The sequence below is a fragment of the Methylomicrobium lacus LW14 genome, from assembly GCF_000527095.1.
Lineage (GTDB): Bacteria > Pseudomonadota > Gammaproteobacteria > Methylococcales > Methylomonadaceae > Methylomicrobium > Methylomicrobium lacus.
Genome location: NZ_AZUN01000001.1, coordinates 3,836,552 through 3,851,676 on the forward strand (window position 1 = coordinate 3,836,552; position 15,125 = coordinate 3,851,676).

Here is a 15,125-nt window from a genome sequence, read left to right on the forward strand (position 1 = left end):
ATTTATATTCGCCGATTATGACAGTATTGTGATACACTGCACGCTGAAAGAGTCGGCTGGACAGTCGCTGTTTCATCGTAAGGATGGAATGGAGGAAAGTCCGGGCTCCATAGGGCAGGGCGCCAGGTAACGCCTGGGAGGCGCGAGCCTACGGAAAGTGCCACAGAAAATATACCGCCCATCTTCTAAATTTCCTGAAATTTTGACCCGCGTCAAGGCTTCAGGAAATTTAGGGGCTGGGTAAGGGTGAAAAGGTGCGGTAAGAGCGCACCGCGTCTCTGGTAACAGAGGCGGCATGGAAAACCCCGCCCGGAGCAAGATCAAATAGAGGAACAAACGCGCGGCCCGCGCGGTTCCTGGGTAGATTGCTTGAGTTGCAAGGTGACTTGCAACCTAGATGAATGGCTGTTCAAGACAGAACCCGGCTTACAGGCTGACTCTTTCAGTTTTTATTTTTCCTTTCTTTGGGGTAACTCAAACGTTCAGGTTATATCTTTTTTTACATCCCTCCTTCCCTTCCTGCGTTCTTCCTTCCGGATTATCGATTTTTCCGGGCGCATTGCGATTTTTATGCGTTGTTAAAGTAATTTCTTATTATTCGCTTATAACCTTCTGATACAAAAAAATTATTTTTTGTTGCCCCGTTTTTCATTCTGGCGTTCGAATGCGCTCTCTGTAAGTCATTGTCAAAAAAGAAAGAAATTTGTGATAAAGGCTCTTGACTCTGGTTCGCTAGAAATCTATAGTGGCGCCTAAGTGGTAAAAAGTGGAAAATTTTGGTTTTTTTCTAGTTCCTGGGGGAGTTTTTGTTTCGGGGCATCAGTTCGCTCAATCTTGACGACAAGGGGCGCCTGGCAATTCCGACCCGTTACCGGGACGAACTGCAGGAGTGTTGCGATCGCCAACTGGTTGTGACCGTCGCAGTCAACGAATTGTGCGTCGGCGAAGCCGGCTGCCTCTGGCTCTATCCGCTGCCCGAATGGGAAAAGCTTGAACATACGATCAGCAAATTACCGACCTTGAACAAGATGGCGGGTAAATTGCGCCGCTTTCTGATCGGCAATGCTTCGGAATGTGAAACGGATGCGCAGGGCAGGTTATTGTTGCCGGAAAAACTCAGGCGTTTTGCTAGCATGGAAAAGAAGATCGTTTTAGTCGGACAGTTGAACAAATTCGAAATCTGGAATGAAGACGCATGGACGGCCAAGGAAGCCGAATGGCTGGCCGGCGATGACAACGACGGATTGGACGAGCTCGGCCCGTTATCATTTTAAGTTGTCATTTTAAAGAGAAAAGCTGTGTTGCATTTACCGGTCATGCTGGAAGAGGCGCTTGCGCAATTGGCGGTCAAGCCTCACGGAATTTATTTGGATTGTACGTTCGGGCGCGGCGGCCATAGCCGGGCGCTGCTGCAGCGGCTGCATGCGGATGGGCGCCTGTTGGCGATCGACCGCGATGTGGAAGCGATCGAGTCCGATGCGGCGCAAGATTTGCGGCAGGACAGCCGTTTTCGCTTGTTTCACGGTTGTTTTTCGGAATTGGCCGCGATTGTCGAGCGCGCAGGCTTGGTCGGTCAACTCGACGGTATCTTGCTGGACCTCGGCGTTTCTTCGCCGCAGCTGGACAATCCGGACAGGGGCTTCAGCTTCATGAAGGACGGCCCTTTGGACATGCGGATGAACAGCAGCATGGGTCCTTCGGCGGCGGACTGGCTGGCGACGGTGGCAGAGAAAGAGTTGGTCCGGGTCTTGTTCGAATACGGCGAGGAACGCTTTGCTAGGCGCATTGCGAAGGCGATAGTGACCCGCCGGGTAGAAACCCCGATCACAACGACCCGGCAACTGGCCGAACTGATTGCCGAGGCGTCGCCGATCATCGAGCGCCACAAGCATCCCGCGACCCGCACGTTCCAGGCGATACGGATCGAAATCAACCACGAGCTGGATGAATTGCAGACCGTGCTGCGGCAGGCGGTGCAGGTGTTGAAGCCCGGCGGGCGGCTGGTCGTGATCTCGTTTCATTCACTGGAAGACCGCATCGTCAAACGCTTCATCCGCAACGAGTCGGGCAGCAAATATGATCCCGGCAGATTGCCGATCAGGGAAAGCGAGATTGAAAAAGGCGTATTGAAAAAAATCGGTTCTTCGATCAAGGCCGGTCGGCAAGAAACCGGGCAAAATCCGCGGGCGCGCAGCGCGGTGATGCGGACGGCAGAGAGAGTTTAAGTGGCGGCATTCAAAAATTTGGCTATGGGTGCGTTATTTGCGCTGCTGCTGGCGTCGGCGCTGGCCGCGATTTACAGCAAATACCATTCGCGTCAGGTTTTTATCGAGATTCAGAAACAGGAAAAGATTCTGGATCAGTATGATGTGGAGTGGGGGCAACTGCAATTGGAGTTGACGACTCAGGCGGATCAAAGCAAGGTCGAACTGAGCGCGCGCGAACAACTGAAACTGATCATGCCTGAACGCGACAAGATCGTTTATTTGAAACCATGAGAGATTTTCGCGGCAGAGTCAAATCAGGATCGACGCCGGTCGATTGCGAGCGGAGGAGAAAGCTGCTCGTTTTGTCGGTGCTGGTGTGCATGGCCGTTCTGGTGGTGCGCGCGATCGATTTACAGGTGTTCGACAAGCAGTTCTTGCAGAAACAGGGCAATAAAACCTACGTCACCGATGTGGTCGTGCCGGCTTATCGCGGCATGATTCGGGACAGAAACGGCGAACCGTTGGCGGTCAGTACGCCGATGCAGTCGATCTGGGTGAACGCGAAGGATCATCATCAGGCCGAACAGGACTTCGAGGATGAGCTGAAGAAACGCAAAAAAAGCCCGGAAGAAATCGCGGTGCGGTTGAAAGATTATCGCGCGACGACCCGGGCCGCAATCCGCGAGATGGAGCGTCTGCTCGATTTGCCGCCGGGAAAAGTCGCCGGCTTGCTGAATGACAATCCGAAGCGGCAATTTGCCTACGTGATTCGTCGAATCGAGCCGCCGCGTGCCGAGCAGGTGAAGAACCTGAAGATCGCCGGCGTCAATTTCGACCGCGAATTCAAACGCTTTTACCCGGCCGGCGCGGTCTCCGCGCATGTGGTCGGCTTTACCGATCTGAACGACGCCGGCCAGGAAGGCATCGAAAAGGGCTACGAAGACGTGTTGAAGGGCGTGCCGGGGCGTAAGCGGGTGATCCGCGACGGCAAGCAGCATATCATCGAGGATGTCGAAAACGTTCGCGATCCGGCGCCGGGGCGCGATCTGCAATTGAGCATCGATCAGCGCATTCAGTACATTGCCTATAAGGAACTGCAGCGCGCGGTGGCCGAGAATAACGCCAAATCCGCTTCGTTGGTGGTGCTGGATGCGAAGAATGGCGAGATTCTGGCCGCGGTCAGTTTACCGCCGTTCAATCCGAATGCCCGGGAAGACTTGAAGGAGAATCTTTACCGGAACCGGGCGATGACCGAGATTTTCGAGCCCGGTTCGACCGTGAAGCCGTTCGTGGTCGCCGCGGCGCTGGATGGCGGCTATGTACGCCCGAATGCGTTGTTCGTGACCCACGGCGTGTTTCCGATCGGCAAGCATACGGTCCGGGATGTGCATAATTACGGCACGCTGGATTTGACGCATGTGATCAAGAAATCCAGCAATGTCGCGGTATCGCAGATGGCATTGAAGATGCCGCCGAAATATTTTTGGGGCATTTATAACCAGCTCGGTTTCGGCAAGTCGGCGGAGGCCGGATTTCCGGGCGAAGCGTCCGGACGGCTGTTGCATTATTCGAAAATGAAGGACTTCGACCGGGCGACGCTATCGTTCGGTTACGGACTCAGCGCCTCGGTTGTGCAACTGGCGAAATCCTACACCGCGCTGGCCGACGATGGCGTTTTGCATTCGGTCAGTCTGTTGAAACGCGATGAGGATCCGAATCCGGTGCGCGTGTTTTCGGCCAAGACCGCCCAAAGCGTGCGCAAGATGATGGAGACCGTGATCATGAAGGACGGCACCGCCTATGAGGCGAGGGTGGATGGCTATACGGTGGCGGGCAAGACCGGCACGGTCAAGAAGGCCGCCGGCGCGCACGGCTACACCAGCAACAAATATTTCGCGGTATTCGCAGGCATAGCGCCGGCCAGCGACCCGAGGCTGATCATCACGGTGATGATCGATGAACCTTCGGCGGGCAAGTATTACGGCGGCCTGGTGTCGGCTCCGGTATTTTCCCGGGTGATGACCGGCGCCTTGCGGGTGCTCGATATTCCACCGGACAGGGAAGATACGATGCCGATCATGTTGTCTCATAGAAATTCGCCGGCAGACAGCCATGACATTGACTGAGTTACTCGCCGCTCCGATGGCGCTCCTGCAGGATAGCGAAATCAACGGTCTGACGTTGGATAGCCGGCAGATTGCCCCGGGCGACGCATTCATCGCCTTAGCCGGCGCGAATCAGCATGGGTTACAGCATGCGGCGCAGGCACTCGAACGCGGCGCTACAGTCATTCTGTATGATCCGGCGGGCGGCGGGGCCGAACTGGCGGCCGGATTAAACGAAGCGCGCTTGCTGGCGGTCGAAGATTTGAGCGGGAAACTGGGCGATCTGGCCGCGCGCTTCTACGGCGATCCGTCTGCGGCGATGCGCGTGTTCGGCATTACCGGCACCAACGGCAAGACTTCCTGTTCCCAGTTTTTAAGCCAGTTGCTGCCCGCTTGCGGCATCATCGGCACCCTGGGTTGGGGCGAATGGGGCAGGCTGAACAAGACGCTGAATACCACGCCCGATGCGCTCGCGGTGCAGCGCATGCTGGCCGAACTGTTGAAACAGGGCAAGACATCCGTCGCGATGGAGGTTTCATCGCACGGTATCGAACAGGGCCGGGTCAACGGAGTGCATTTTGAGGGCGCGGTATTCACGAATATCAGCCGCGATCATCTCGATTATCACGGCACGATGGAAGCCTATGTCGCGGCCAAGCTGGCCCTGCTCAGGCAGCCGGGCCTCAAGTTTGCGGCGGTGAATCTGGACGATGACTACAGCGGGCAAATATTGGCCGCAATGCCGGACAGCGTGACGGTATGGGGACATAGCCGGCAAGGAAAAACCAGCCCTAAGGGCGAAAGCCTAAAGGCCGAGGCTGTCCGACATCAGCCGGACGGCATCGAGTTCGATGTGTGCTGGCGCGAGCAGAGTGTGACCGTACAGACGCCGTTGTTTGGGGACTTTAATATCGACAACTGTTTAAGCGTGCTGGCGGTGCTGCTGGCGATCGGTGAACCGATCGACCGCGCGGTTATCAAATTGCGCGCGCTGATCCCGGTTCAGGGACGCATGGAGCGCTTTGGCGGCGACCGGCAGCCTTGGGTGTTTGTCGATTACGCGCACACGCCGGATGCGCTTGATAAAGTGTTGGCGAGCGTCAGGCAGCACTGCCGGCAGGACTTATGGATCGTGTTCGGCTGCGGCGGCAACCGGGACCGGGGCAAGCGCGCCGAAATGGGCGCCGGCGCTTCACGGTGGGCCGACCATGTGATCGTGACCGACGACAATCCGCGTCACGAAAACGGCCAGCACATCGTGGATGACATCCTGACCGGGTGCCGGAAAGAGCGGGTGCGCGTGATCAGAGACAGAAAACAGGCGATCGAAACGGCCATTCTGGAGGCGGGCGCAAACGACTGGATCGTGGTTGCCGGCAAAGGCCATGAAGATTATCAGGAAATCGCCGGCGTGCGCTATCCGTTTAGCGACGCCGAAGCGGTGCAGAGAGCATTAGAATTGAGGACGACCGATTGAGGAACAAGAGTGGAAATGCGGTTGAGTGAATGCGCAGAGCTTCTGAACGGGGAGCTGGTCGGCGGCGATGGCGTCTTCGGATCGGTCAGCATCGATACCCGGACCTTGCAGCCGGGCGAGTTATATATCGCGATTAAGGGCGAACACTTCGACGGCAATGACTTTGTCGACCAGGCCGCGCAAAGCGGCGCGGTAGCGGCGGTCGTGCACAGGGGAGTCCACGCGAACATCCCGGCGATTGCGGTCGCGGACACCCATCTGGCCCTGGCCGAACTGGGCGGCGCCTGGCGCAAGAAGGCCGGCGCGAAAGTCGTCGGCGTGACCGGCAGCAACGGCAAGACGACCGTGAAGGAAATGACTGCTGCGGTGCTTGGGGCCGCTGGCGAAGTGCTCTATACGAAAGGCAATTTGAACAATGACATCGGCGTGCCGTTGACGCTACTGCGCCTTGCGGAGCGGCACCGTTACGCGGTGGTCGAAATGGGCGCCAATCATCCGGGCGAAATCGCCTACACCGCGGCCTATGCCGAGCCGGATGTGGCGATCATCACGAACGCAGGCCCCGCGCACATCGAGGGTTTCGGCAGCGTCGAAGGGGTGGCCCGGGCCAAGGGCGAGCTGTTTGCGGCGTTGAAGTCGGACGGCGTGGCGATCATCAACCGCGATGATGCCTTCTTTGATTACTGGCGTTCGGTGGCGGGCGCGCGCAAGGTTCTGTCTTTCGGTTTGAGCGGCGACAGCGACATTACCGCGGCGGACATCAAAACCGAGATCATCGATCATCGGTTCAGGACCCGCTTCATGCTTTCCGCGCCCCAAGGCCGCATGCCTTGCCGTTTGCAGTTGGCAGGCCGGCACAACGTGGTGAACGCGTTGGCCGCGGCCGCGGCCGGTCTGGCGCTGGGCCTGGGTCTGGAACAGATCGTAGAGGCCCTGCAGGCGGTCAAGCCGGTCACCGGCAGGCTGCAGCCTTGGGTCGGCCGCAAAGGCAATATTGTGATCGACGATACCTATAATGCGAACTCGGGTTCGCTGAAGGCCGGGCTCGAGGTGCTGGCCGGCGTCGGACAAAAGCCCTGGCTGGTGCTGGGCGCGTTTGGTGAGTTGGGTCCCGAGAGCCTGGCTATGCACCGGGACATGGGCGGGTTGATCAAGTCGAGTGGAGTTGTGCGCCTGCTAGCCACGGGCTCCGATGCCAAGGCCACGGTTGAAGCCTTCGGCAAAGGGGCCTCTTTTTACGAGACTCAGGAAGACCTGATCGCGGCACTGGAACACGAATTGACGGGTGATGAAACGATCCTGATCAAAGGGTCGAGAATACGTCGGATGGAAAATGTCGCGGCGGCACTGGTGGAAAATTTTAGAGCGTAATCGATGCTACTGTACTTTGCAGATTATTTAATGTCATTTGACAGCGCCTTTCGGGTGTTTCATTACCTGACCTTTAGGGCTATTTTGGGCTCGTTGACCGCGCTGGCTATTTCATTGCTGTTCGGGCCGCTGATGATCCGCAAGCTGACCCATAAAAACATCGGTCAAAGCATTCGCGAACTGGGTCCCGAATCGCACTACGAAAAGAAAGGCACGCCGACGATGGGCGGCACGATGATTCTGGTCGCGATCGCGGTCAGCACGTTGCTTTGGGCCGATCTGAGCAACCACTATGTCTGGACGATTTTGTTGGTCACGCTCGGTTACGGCATCGTCGGTTTTGTCGATGACTACCGGAAAGTGATCAAGCGCAACAGCGACGGCCTGTCCGCGAAAGCCAAATATTTCTGGCAGTCGGTGATCGGTTTCGCGGCCGCGGTATTTCTATACAAAACCGCGACCTTGCCTGTCGAAACGCAGTTTTTTGTGCCGTTCTTCAAGGATGTCGTATTCAACATGGGCTGGCTGTATGTGGTCTTGACTTATTTCGTGATCGTCGGCACCAGCAATGCGGTGAATCTGACCGACGGCCTGGACGGTCTGGCGATCATGCCGACCGTGATGGTGGCCGGTGGACTCGGCATTTTTGCCTATCTGTCCGGGCACGCGGCGTTCGCGAATTATCTCGCGATTCCGTTTTTGCCGCATTCCGGCGAACTGCTGGTGTTCTGTTCGGCGCTGATCGGTGCGGGGCTCGGTTTTCTCTGGTTCAACGCCTATCCGGCGATGGTGTTCATGGGCGATGTCGGCGCACTGGCGCTCGGCGCGGCGCTGGGCCTGTTGGCGGTGATGGTGCGTCAGGAAATCGTGCTGGTGATCATGGGCGGCGTCTTCGTGATGGAAACCCTGTCGGTGATCATCCAGGTCGCGTCTTTCAAGATGACCGGCAAACGGGTGTTCAAGATGGCGCCGATTCATCATCATTTCGAATTGAAAGGCTGGCCCGAGCCGCGTGTGATCGTGCGTTTCTGGATCATCACCGTGGTTCTGGTGCTGATCGGTCTCGCGACCCTGAAACTGCGTTGATGCCTGTGAGTGAGAGGTGAAGCATGGAAAATGCCCCGACTATTAAAAAACTGATTTCCCGTTTTGCACTGGATCCCCGGCGCGCGAAAGTGCTGGTGGTCGGCCTCGGCGTAACCGGGCTGTCGGTCGCGAAATATCTTTCAAGGCTCGGCTTCAATTTTGCGGTCGTCGACAGCCGCGACAATCCGCCGTCGCTGAAGGAGTTTACCGAACAGATGCCGGATGTGCCGATCTTTACCGGCAAATTCAACGAAGAAGCCTTCCAGGTCGCGTCGCATCTGGTGATCAGCCCCGGCGTGGCGCTGACCGAACCCGCGATCGCTCAGGCGGTTGCGAACGGCTCGGTGATCCTCGGCGACATCGATCTGTTTGCCTGTTCGACGAATGCGCCGATCGTTGCGATTACCGGCTCGAACGGCAAGAGCACGGTCACGACGATGCTCGGCGAGATGGCCAAAATTTCGGGCAAGCTGGTCGGCGTCGGCGGCAATCTGGGCACCGCGGCGCTGGATCTGCTCGAGACGCCGGCGGATTTGTTCGTGCTGGAATTGTCGAGTTTTCAACTCGAAAGAACGACCGCCTTGAATGCAGCCGCCGCGACCGTGCTGAACATCTCGGCCGATCATCTGGACCGGCACCGGGATGTCGAGGAATATGCCGGCGCCAAGCAACGCGTCTTCGACGGCAACGGGGTGATGGTAATCAACGCCGATGATCCTCGCGTCAACGCGATGCGGCGTAAAGGCCGGCGGACTTATGCGTTTTCGATCAAGGAAGCCGCCGATTTCACGCTGGCGAAAATCGAGGGCGTCGAATGCCTGGTCTACGGCGGCAGAAAGCTGATGGAGTTGTCCGAGCTGCGCCTGGAGGGCCGCCATAATGCCGCCAATGCGCTGGCCGCGCTGGCGCTGGGGATTGCGGTCGGCTTGGATCCGGACGCCATGTGCGATGCGCTCAGACGTTTCCGGGGGCTGCCGCACCGGATGCAGCGAGTCGGCAAAATCAAGGATGTGACCTGGATCAACGACTCGAAGGCGACCAACATCGGCGCCTGCGTCGCGGCGCTGCAAGGCTGCGACCGCAAGGTGGTCCTGCTGGCCGGCGGCGACGCGAAAGGCGCCGATATGAGTGAATTGCGGCCGGCCGTACAGGAAAAAGTCAAAAGCGTGGTGTTGATGGGCCGGGATGCGGACCTGATCGAACAGGCTTTGGCCGGCTGTGTGCCGGCGTACCGCGCGCAAGACATGCAGGAAGCGGTGCGGATTGCGGCCAGTCTGGCCGAGCCCGGCGACGTGGTGTTGCTGTCTCCGGCCTGCGCGAGCCTCGATCAATATAAAAACTATCAGGAGCGCGGCGAAAAATTCGCCAAAGCGGTCCAGGAACTGCTGGCGTGAGCACCGAGAACCGCCCGCCCAGAGTCAAACGCTGGCATTTCGATTCGGTGCTGCTGCTCACCTCGGTTGGCCTGTTGTTGATCGGCTTCGTGATGGTCACCTCGTCGTCATTGCATCTGGGCGTCAAACAGGGCGAGACCTCGCTGCATTATCCGATCCGCCAGCTGGTGCATATCCTGCTCGGGCTCGGCATGGGCTGGGTGATCATGAAGGTGCCGGTCGGCAAATGGGAAAAAATCGGCCCCTGGTTATTGGCTTTCGGGATGGTATTGCTGACGATCGTGCTGATTCCGGGTCTGGGCGTGAGGGTCAAGGGCAGTACCCGCTGGCTGACGATAGCCGGCCTCAGGATACAGGTGTCCGAGGCGGTCAAGTTTTTTGCGGTGATCTACATGGCTGGCTACGTGAACCGCCGGCAGGCCAAATTGCAGTCATCGGTGATGGGCCTGATCGCGCCGCTCGGCCTGTTCGTGGTGGTTGCGTTATTGTTGCTGATGGAACCTGACCTGGGTTCCGCGGTGGTGATTTTGTTGATCGTGATCGGCATGCTGTTTCTGGCCGGCGCGCGTTTGTCGATCCTGTTTCCGCTGGGTGTGGTCGGCGTCGTCGCGTTCGCCTTGCTGGTTTATTTCGAGCCTTACCGGATGAAGCGGATCACCGGCTTTCTGGATCCGTGGGCCGACCCGCTCGGCACCGGCTTCCAATTGGTACAGGCGCTGATTTCGTTCGGACGCGGCGAATGGCTCGGCGTCGGTTTGGGCAGCGGCATCCAGAAACTGTTTTATTTGCCCGAGGCGCATACCGACTTCCTGTTTTCGGTGATCGCCGAGGAGTTGGGATTGCTTGGTGTCGTGACCGTAATCGGACTGTTTGCGCTGTTCTTCTGGCGCACGTTCGAGATCGCGGCCGCGGCCGAAAAGGCGGGGCAACTGTTTGCGGCGTTTATCGCCTACGGGCTGGGATTGTGGTTCGGTTTCCAGGCCTTTGTGAACATGGGCGTGAATATGGGCATTTTGCCGACGAAAGGGTTGACGCTACCGCTGATGAGTTACGGCGGCGGCAGTATGATTGTGATGTGTATGGCGGTCGCTTTATTGTTTCGGGTGCATACCGAGATCGCGGAAATTCACGCGAGCACGCCAAAAGGAAAATCGAGATGGCAAAACGCATAGTCATCATGGCCGGAGGCACCGGCGGACATGTCTTTCCGGCCTTGGCGGTCGCGGAAGCGTTATTGGAGAAAGGCTGGGAAGTCTCCTGGCTAGGCACCCGCAGCGGCCTTGAAGCCAAGGTGGTGCCGGAGCACGGCATCGCGATCGACTGGCTGTCGGTCGCAGGCGTTCGGGGCAAGGGCGCGTTGTCGAAATTGACCGCGGTGTTCAAGCTGGTCAAGGCCTGCCTGCAGGCGGCGAGATTGCTGAAGAAACGTAAGCCGGATGTGGTGCTGGGCATGGGCGGCTTTGTCGCGGGGCCCGGCGGACTGATGGCCAAAATGCTCGGCATCCCATTGATCATTCATGAACAGAACCGGGTGCCGGGCACGACCAACCGCTGGCTCGCGCGTCTGGCCGACCGTGTCCTGGAAGCCTTTCCAGACAGTTTCGCAAAAAAGCGGCAGGCGATTTGCACCGGCAATCCGCTCAGAAAAAAATTTTTATCGATGCACGACGATCAACAAGGTCAGGCCGAGTCAGGCTTGAAAATTTTGCTTGTCGGCGGCAGCCAGGGCGCGCAACGGCTGAACGAGATCGTACCGGAGGCGATGGCGCGGTTGACAGACATTCAGGTGCTCCATCAAACCGGATCGGCGATGCAGGAAGAGGTCGCGGCGCGTTACCGTGACCTTGGCGTCAATGCGGAAGCGAAGGCTTTCATTCAGGACATGGCGCAGGCTTATCAATGGGCCGATCTGGCGATATGCCGGGCCGGCGCGATGACGGTCAGTGAACTGGCCGCGGTCGGTTGCCCGGCGATTCTGGTGCCGTTGCCCTGGGCGATCGACGACCATCAGGTCGCGAACGCACATTATCTGAGCGATGCCGGCGCGGGCGTGATCCTGCTGCAAAAGGATTTGACGCCCGAAACACTGGCGGAAGCCGTGAGCCGCATGCGCGCTCAGCTGGCAACGATGGCGGCTGCGGCGAAGCAATGCGCGCGGCTCGATGCGACCGAGGCGGTCGTCAATTACTGTATTGCCGAGGCGAGCTGATGAACATTCCGAATATCAATGCGAATATCAATGGACCGGCCGCGGTGCTCTGCAACATCAAACGGATTCATTTCGTCGGCATCGGCGGCACCGGCATGAGCGGCATTGCGGAAGTCTTGCGGAATCTGGGGTACGAGGTCTCCGGTTCGGACATCAAAGAAAGTGCGGTGACGCAGCGGCTTGCCGGCCTGGGCGTCGAAGTCACGATCGGCCATAAGCGCGAGAATGTGACCGAAGCCGATGTGGTGGTCGTATCGAGCGCGGTCGACCGCAGCAATGACGAGGTCGATCAGGCCTATCTGGAGCGGATTCCGGTGATTCCGCGCGCGGAGATGCTGGCCGAACTGATGCGCTTCCGCTTCGGTATTGCGGTCGCCGGCACGCACGGCAAGACCACCACGACCAGCCTGGTTGCGAGTATGCTGGCCGAAGGCGGCCTCGATCCGACCTTCGTGATCGGCGGCCGCCTGAACAGCGCCGGCACCAACGCAAAACTGGGCCTCGGCAATTATCTGGTCGCCGAGGCCGACGAAAGCGATGCGTCTTTCCTGTACTTGCAGCCGATGATGGCGATCGTGACCAATATCGATCAGGACCACATGGCGACCTACGAGGGCAGCTATCAGCGTCTGAAAGATACGTTTATCGAGTTTTTACATCACCTGCCGTTTTACGGGATGGCGGTCTTGTGCATGGACGACGAGGGCGTCAGGGAAATCCTGCCGCAGTTGTCGAAGCCGGTCACGACCTACGGCGTGCATGAAGACGCCGATGTGCGCGCGGTGAACATCGTGCAGCAGGGCATGCATACGACCTTTACTGCGCTCCGGCGCGGCGATTTTCCGCCGCTCGAAGTGACCCTGAACCTGCCGGGCTGGCATAACATGCTCAATTCGCTGGCCGCGATCAGCGTCGCGACCCGCCTCGGCGTCGACGACAGCGCGATCGTCGCGAGCCTTCGCGCCTTCAAGGGCGTCGGCCGGCGTTTCCAGATCAACGGCGATATCGATTTGCCGGAGGGCAAGCTGACCCTGGTCGACGACTACGGCCATCATCCGCGCGAAATCGCCGCGACCCTCGAGGCGCTGCGTCAGGCCTGGCCGGATCGCCGGGAGGTGCTGGTGTTTCAGCCGCACCGTTATACGCGGACGCGCGACCTGTTCGAGGATTTCGTGCACGTGCTGTCGACGGTCGACGTGCTGGTCCTTCTGGATGTGTATGCCGCCGGCGAAGCGGTGATCCACGGCGCGGATGGCCGCGCGTTGAGCCGGGCGATCAGGAACCGCGGCAAGGTCGACCCGATTTTTGTCGAGAACTGGGAAGAGTTGGCGGACGTGCTGGCCGGCATCGTGAAGCCGAACGATGTGATCATGACGATGGGTGCGGGCAATGTCGGCCAGATCGCGACGCAGTTGCCGACGCTGCTGCAGGATGCGCTGGTCGCATGCTGAATCTTGAGATGAATGCGATGAAAGGCCGCCTGCTTGAAAACGAACCGTTGACGAAGCATACCAGCTGGCGCGTCGGAGGTCCTGCCGACCGGATGTATATCCCTTTCGACCGGCAGGATTTGATCGACTTCACCCGGCAATTGCCGCCCGAAGAGCCGGTGTTCTGGATCGGACTCGGCAGCAATTTGTTGGTCCGGGACGGCGGCATCCGCGGCACCGTGATCAACACGAAAGGGCGCTTGAAGGAAATGAAGCGCCTGGCCGACGGTTCGGTTTATGTCGAGGCCGGCGTGCCTTGCGCGCATGTCGCGCGTTTTTGCGGCGAACAGGGCTTATGCGGGGCCGAGTTTCTGGCCGGCATTCCGGGCACGATGGGCGGCGCGTTGAAGATGAACGCCGGCGCCTTCGGCGGCGAAACCTGGGAGATCGTGGAAAGCGTCGAGATGCTTTCGGCGCGCGGCGAGGTCGTAGGGCGCGGCAAAGAATCCTTTCAAATCAGCTACCGCTCGGTCAAAGGCTTCGACGCGACTAAAGAATGGTTCATTTCGGCGGTCTTGCGGCTGCCGAACGGCGACACCGAAGCCAGCCAGCAAAAAATCAAGGAATTGCTGGACCGGCGCGGCAAGACCCAGCCGACCCATCAGCCGAGCTGCGGCTCGGTGTTTAAGAATCCGCCGGGTGATCATGCGGCACGCTTGATCGAACAGTCCGGCTTGAAAGGCTATGCGATCGGCGGCGCCTGCGTCTCCGAGAAACATGCGAATTTTATCGTGAACACGGGTAATGCCAAGGCGGCCGATATCGAGGCGCTGATCGCCCATGTTCAGCAAACCGTCAACAACAATTATGGTATCAGCCTGCAGACCGAGGTCTGTATGGTGGGCGAAACGAGTGAGGCTCTGAGTGTATAACAATCCGGAACAATTTGGGCGCGTTGCCGTATTGATGGGAGGAACCGCCGCGGAACGGCCGGTCTCGCTCAGAAGCGGCTCGGCGGTTTATGAAGCCTTGAAACGCAAGGGCGTCGATGCGGTCGCGATCGACGTGACCGGCAGTCCTATCGAGGCCTTGCAAGGCGTCGCGGTCGACCGCGTGTTCAACATCATTCACGGCCGCGGCGGCGAAGACGGCGTGCTGCAGGCCGTGCTCGAAGTGATGCAGATGCCTTATACCGGCAGCGGCGTCTTGGCATCGGCATTGAGCATGGACAAGCTGCGCACGAAGCTGTGCTGGCGCGGCTTCGGCCTGCCCACGCCGGCCTGGACTTTGTTGAAGGATCAAGGTGATATCGACAGCTGCATCGAGCAATTGGGTTTTCCGGTCATCGTGAAGCCGGCGCAGGAAGGCTCCAGCATCGGCATGAGCAAGGCGCACAACCGCGAAGAACTGGTCGCGTCCTATCAATTGGCCGCCTCGTACAAATGCGATGTGTATGCGGAAGCCTGGGTGACCGGGCAGGAATACACGGTCGGCATCCTGAACGGCGAAGCCTTGCCGGCGATCCGCCTCGAAACGCCGCATACGTTTTACGATTATGATGCGAAATACCATGCGAACACGACCCAATACCATTGCCCTTGCGGCCTGAATCAAGTCGAGGAGGCGAAATTGCAGGAACTGGCGGTCAGCGCCAGCCAGGTGGTCGGCGTGCAAGGCTGGGCGCGGGTCGATGTATTCATCGACCATAGCGGGCAGGCGCAATTGATCGAAATCAATACGGTGCCGGGCATGACCGATCACAGTCTGGTGCCGATGGCGGCGCGCCAGGCCGGGCTCGATTTTGATCAATTGGTGTGGCGGATTTTGGCGACCAGTTGCCGGTAAC

The 15,125-nt window shown here is 58.7% G+C and carries 13 protein-coding genes and 1 other RNA gene; all 14 read left to right on the forward strand.

The features are described from left to right. Nucleotides 1-48 precede the first annotated feature (48 nt). The 14 genes from rnpB to METLA_RS0117990 all read left to right on the forward strand — a co-directional run bounded on the left by rnpB (nt 49) and on the right by METLA_RS0117990 (nt 15,124). An RNA gene (gene rnpB, locus METLA_RS21630) (RNase P RNA component class A) lies at nt 49-445 on the forward strand. A gap of 361 nt (nt 446-806) precedes the next feature. Beyond that, the gene (gene mraZ, locus METLA_RS0117930) at nt 807-1,274 is read left to right on the forward strand and encodes a division/cell wall cluster transcriptional repressor MraZ (RefSeq protein ID WP_024299858.1); all 468 of its coding nucleotides are present in this window, start codon (nt 807-809) and stop codon (nt 1,272-1,274) included. Between the two features lie 24 nt (nt 1,275-1,298). Beyond that, nucleotides 1,299-2,225 (forward strand): 16S rRNA (cytosine(1402)-N(4))-methyltransferase RsmH, encoded by a 927-nt coding sequence (gene rsmH / locus METLA_RS0117935; protein WP_024299859.1) that lies wholly within the window; start codon nt 1,299-1,301, stop codon nt 2,223-2,225. A 24-nt stretch (nt 2,226-2,249) separates the two neighbouring features. After that, complete coding sequence (gene ftsL / locus METLA_RS0117940; protein WP_029646786.1) at nt 2,250-2,498, forward strand: cell division protein FtsL; 249 nt, start codon at nt 2,250-2,252, stop codon at nt 2,496-2,498. Next, entirely contained in the window at nt 2,495-4,333 is a 1,839-nt protein-coding gene (locus METLA_RS0117945) for a peptidoglycan D,D-transpeptidase FtsI family protein (RefSeq protein WP_024299861.1), read from the forward strand. Before ftsL ends, METLA_RS0117945 begins: the two co-directional genes overlap by 4 nt. After that, the gene (locus METLA_RS0117950) at nt 4,320-5,789 is read left to right on the forward strand and encodes a UDP-N-acetylmuramoyl-L-alanyl-D-glutamate--2,6-diaminopimelate ligase (protein ID WP_024299862.1); all 1,470 of its coding nucleotides are present in this window, start codon (nt 4,320-4,322) and stop codon (nt 5,787-5,789) included. Before METLA_RS0117945 ends, METLA_RS0117950 begins: the two co-directional genes overlap by 14 nt. 9 nt (nt 5,790-5,798) lie before the next feature. Continuing rightward, on the forward strand, nt 5,799-7,160 hold the full coding sequence (locus METLA_RS0117955) for a UDP-N-acetylmuramoyl-tripeptide--D-alanyl-D-alanine ligase (protein ID WP_024299863.1): 1,362 nt from the start codon (nt 5,799-5,801) through the stop codon (nt 7,158-7,160). Between the two features lie 3 nt (nt 7,161-7,163). Beyond that, nucleotides 7,164-8,246: a phospho-N-acetylmuramoyl-pentapeptide-transferase gene (mraY, locus tag METLA_RS0117960; protein WP_024299864.1), complete on the forward strand. Its 1,083-nt coding sequence runs from the start codon at nt 7,164-7,166 to the stop codon at nt 8,244-8,246. Nucleotides 8,247-8,269: 23 nt separating this feature from the next. Beyond that, on the forward strand, nt 8,270-9,640 hold the full coding sequence (gene murD / locus METLA_RS0117965; protein WP_024299865.1) for a UDP-N-acetylmuramoyl-L-alanine--D-glutamate ligase: 1,371 nt from the start codon (nt 8,270-8,272) through the stop codon (nt 9,638-9,640). Next, a complete protein-coding gene (ftsW, locus tag METLA_RS0117970) occupies nt 9,637-10,812 on the forward strand; it encodes a putative lipid II flippase FtsW (RefSeq protein ID WP_024299866.1) in 1,176 nt (391 codons plus the stop codon). The genes murD and ftsW overlap by 4 nt, the downstream gene beginning before the upstream one ends. After that, nucleotides 10,797-11,849 (forward strand): undecaprenyldiphospho-muramoylpentapeptide beta-N-acetylglucosaminyltransferase, encoded by a 1,053-nt coding sequence (gene murG / locus METLA_RS0117975; RefSeq protein WP_024299867.1) that lies wholly within the window; start codon nt 10,797-10,799, stop codon nt 11,847-11,849. The genes ftsW and murG overlap by 16 nt, the downstream gene beginning before the upstream one ends. After that, on the forward strand, nt 11,849-13,300 hold the full coding sequence (gene murC / locus METLA_RS0117980; RefSeq protein ID WP_024299868.1) for a UDP-N-acetylmuramate--L-alanine ligase: 1,452 nt from the start codon (nt 11,849-11,851) through the stop codon (nt 13,298-13,300). The genes murG and murC overlap by 1 nt, the downstream gene beginning before the upstream one ends. Then, the gene (gene murB, locus METLA_RS0117985; protein WP_024299869.1) at nt 13,294-14,211 is read left to right on the forward strand and encodes a UDP-N-acetylmuramate dehydrogenase; all 918 of its coding nucleotides are present in this window, start codon (nt 13,294-13,296) and stop codon (nt 14,209-14,211) included. Before murC ends, murB begins: the two co-directional genes overlap by 7 nt. Next, the gene (locus METLA_RS0117990) at nt 14,204-15,124 is read left to right on the forward strand and encodes a D-alanine--D-alanine ligase (RefSeq protein WP_024299870.1); all 921 of its coding nucleotides are present in this window, start codon (nt 14,204-14,206) and stop codon (nt 15,122-15,124) included. The genes murB and METLA_RS0117990 overlap by 8 nt, the downstream gene beginning before the upstream one ends. Nucleotide 15,125 lies beyond the last annotated feature (1 nt).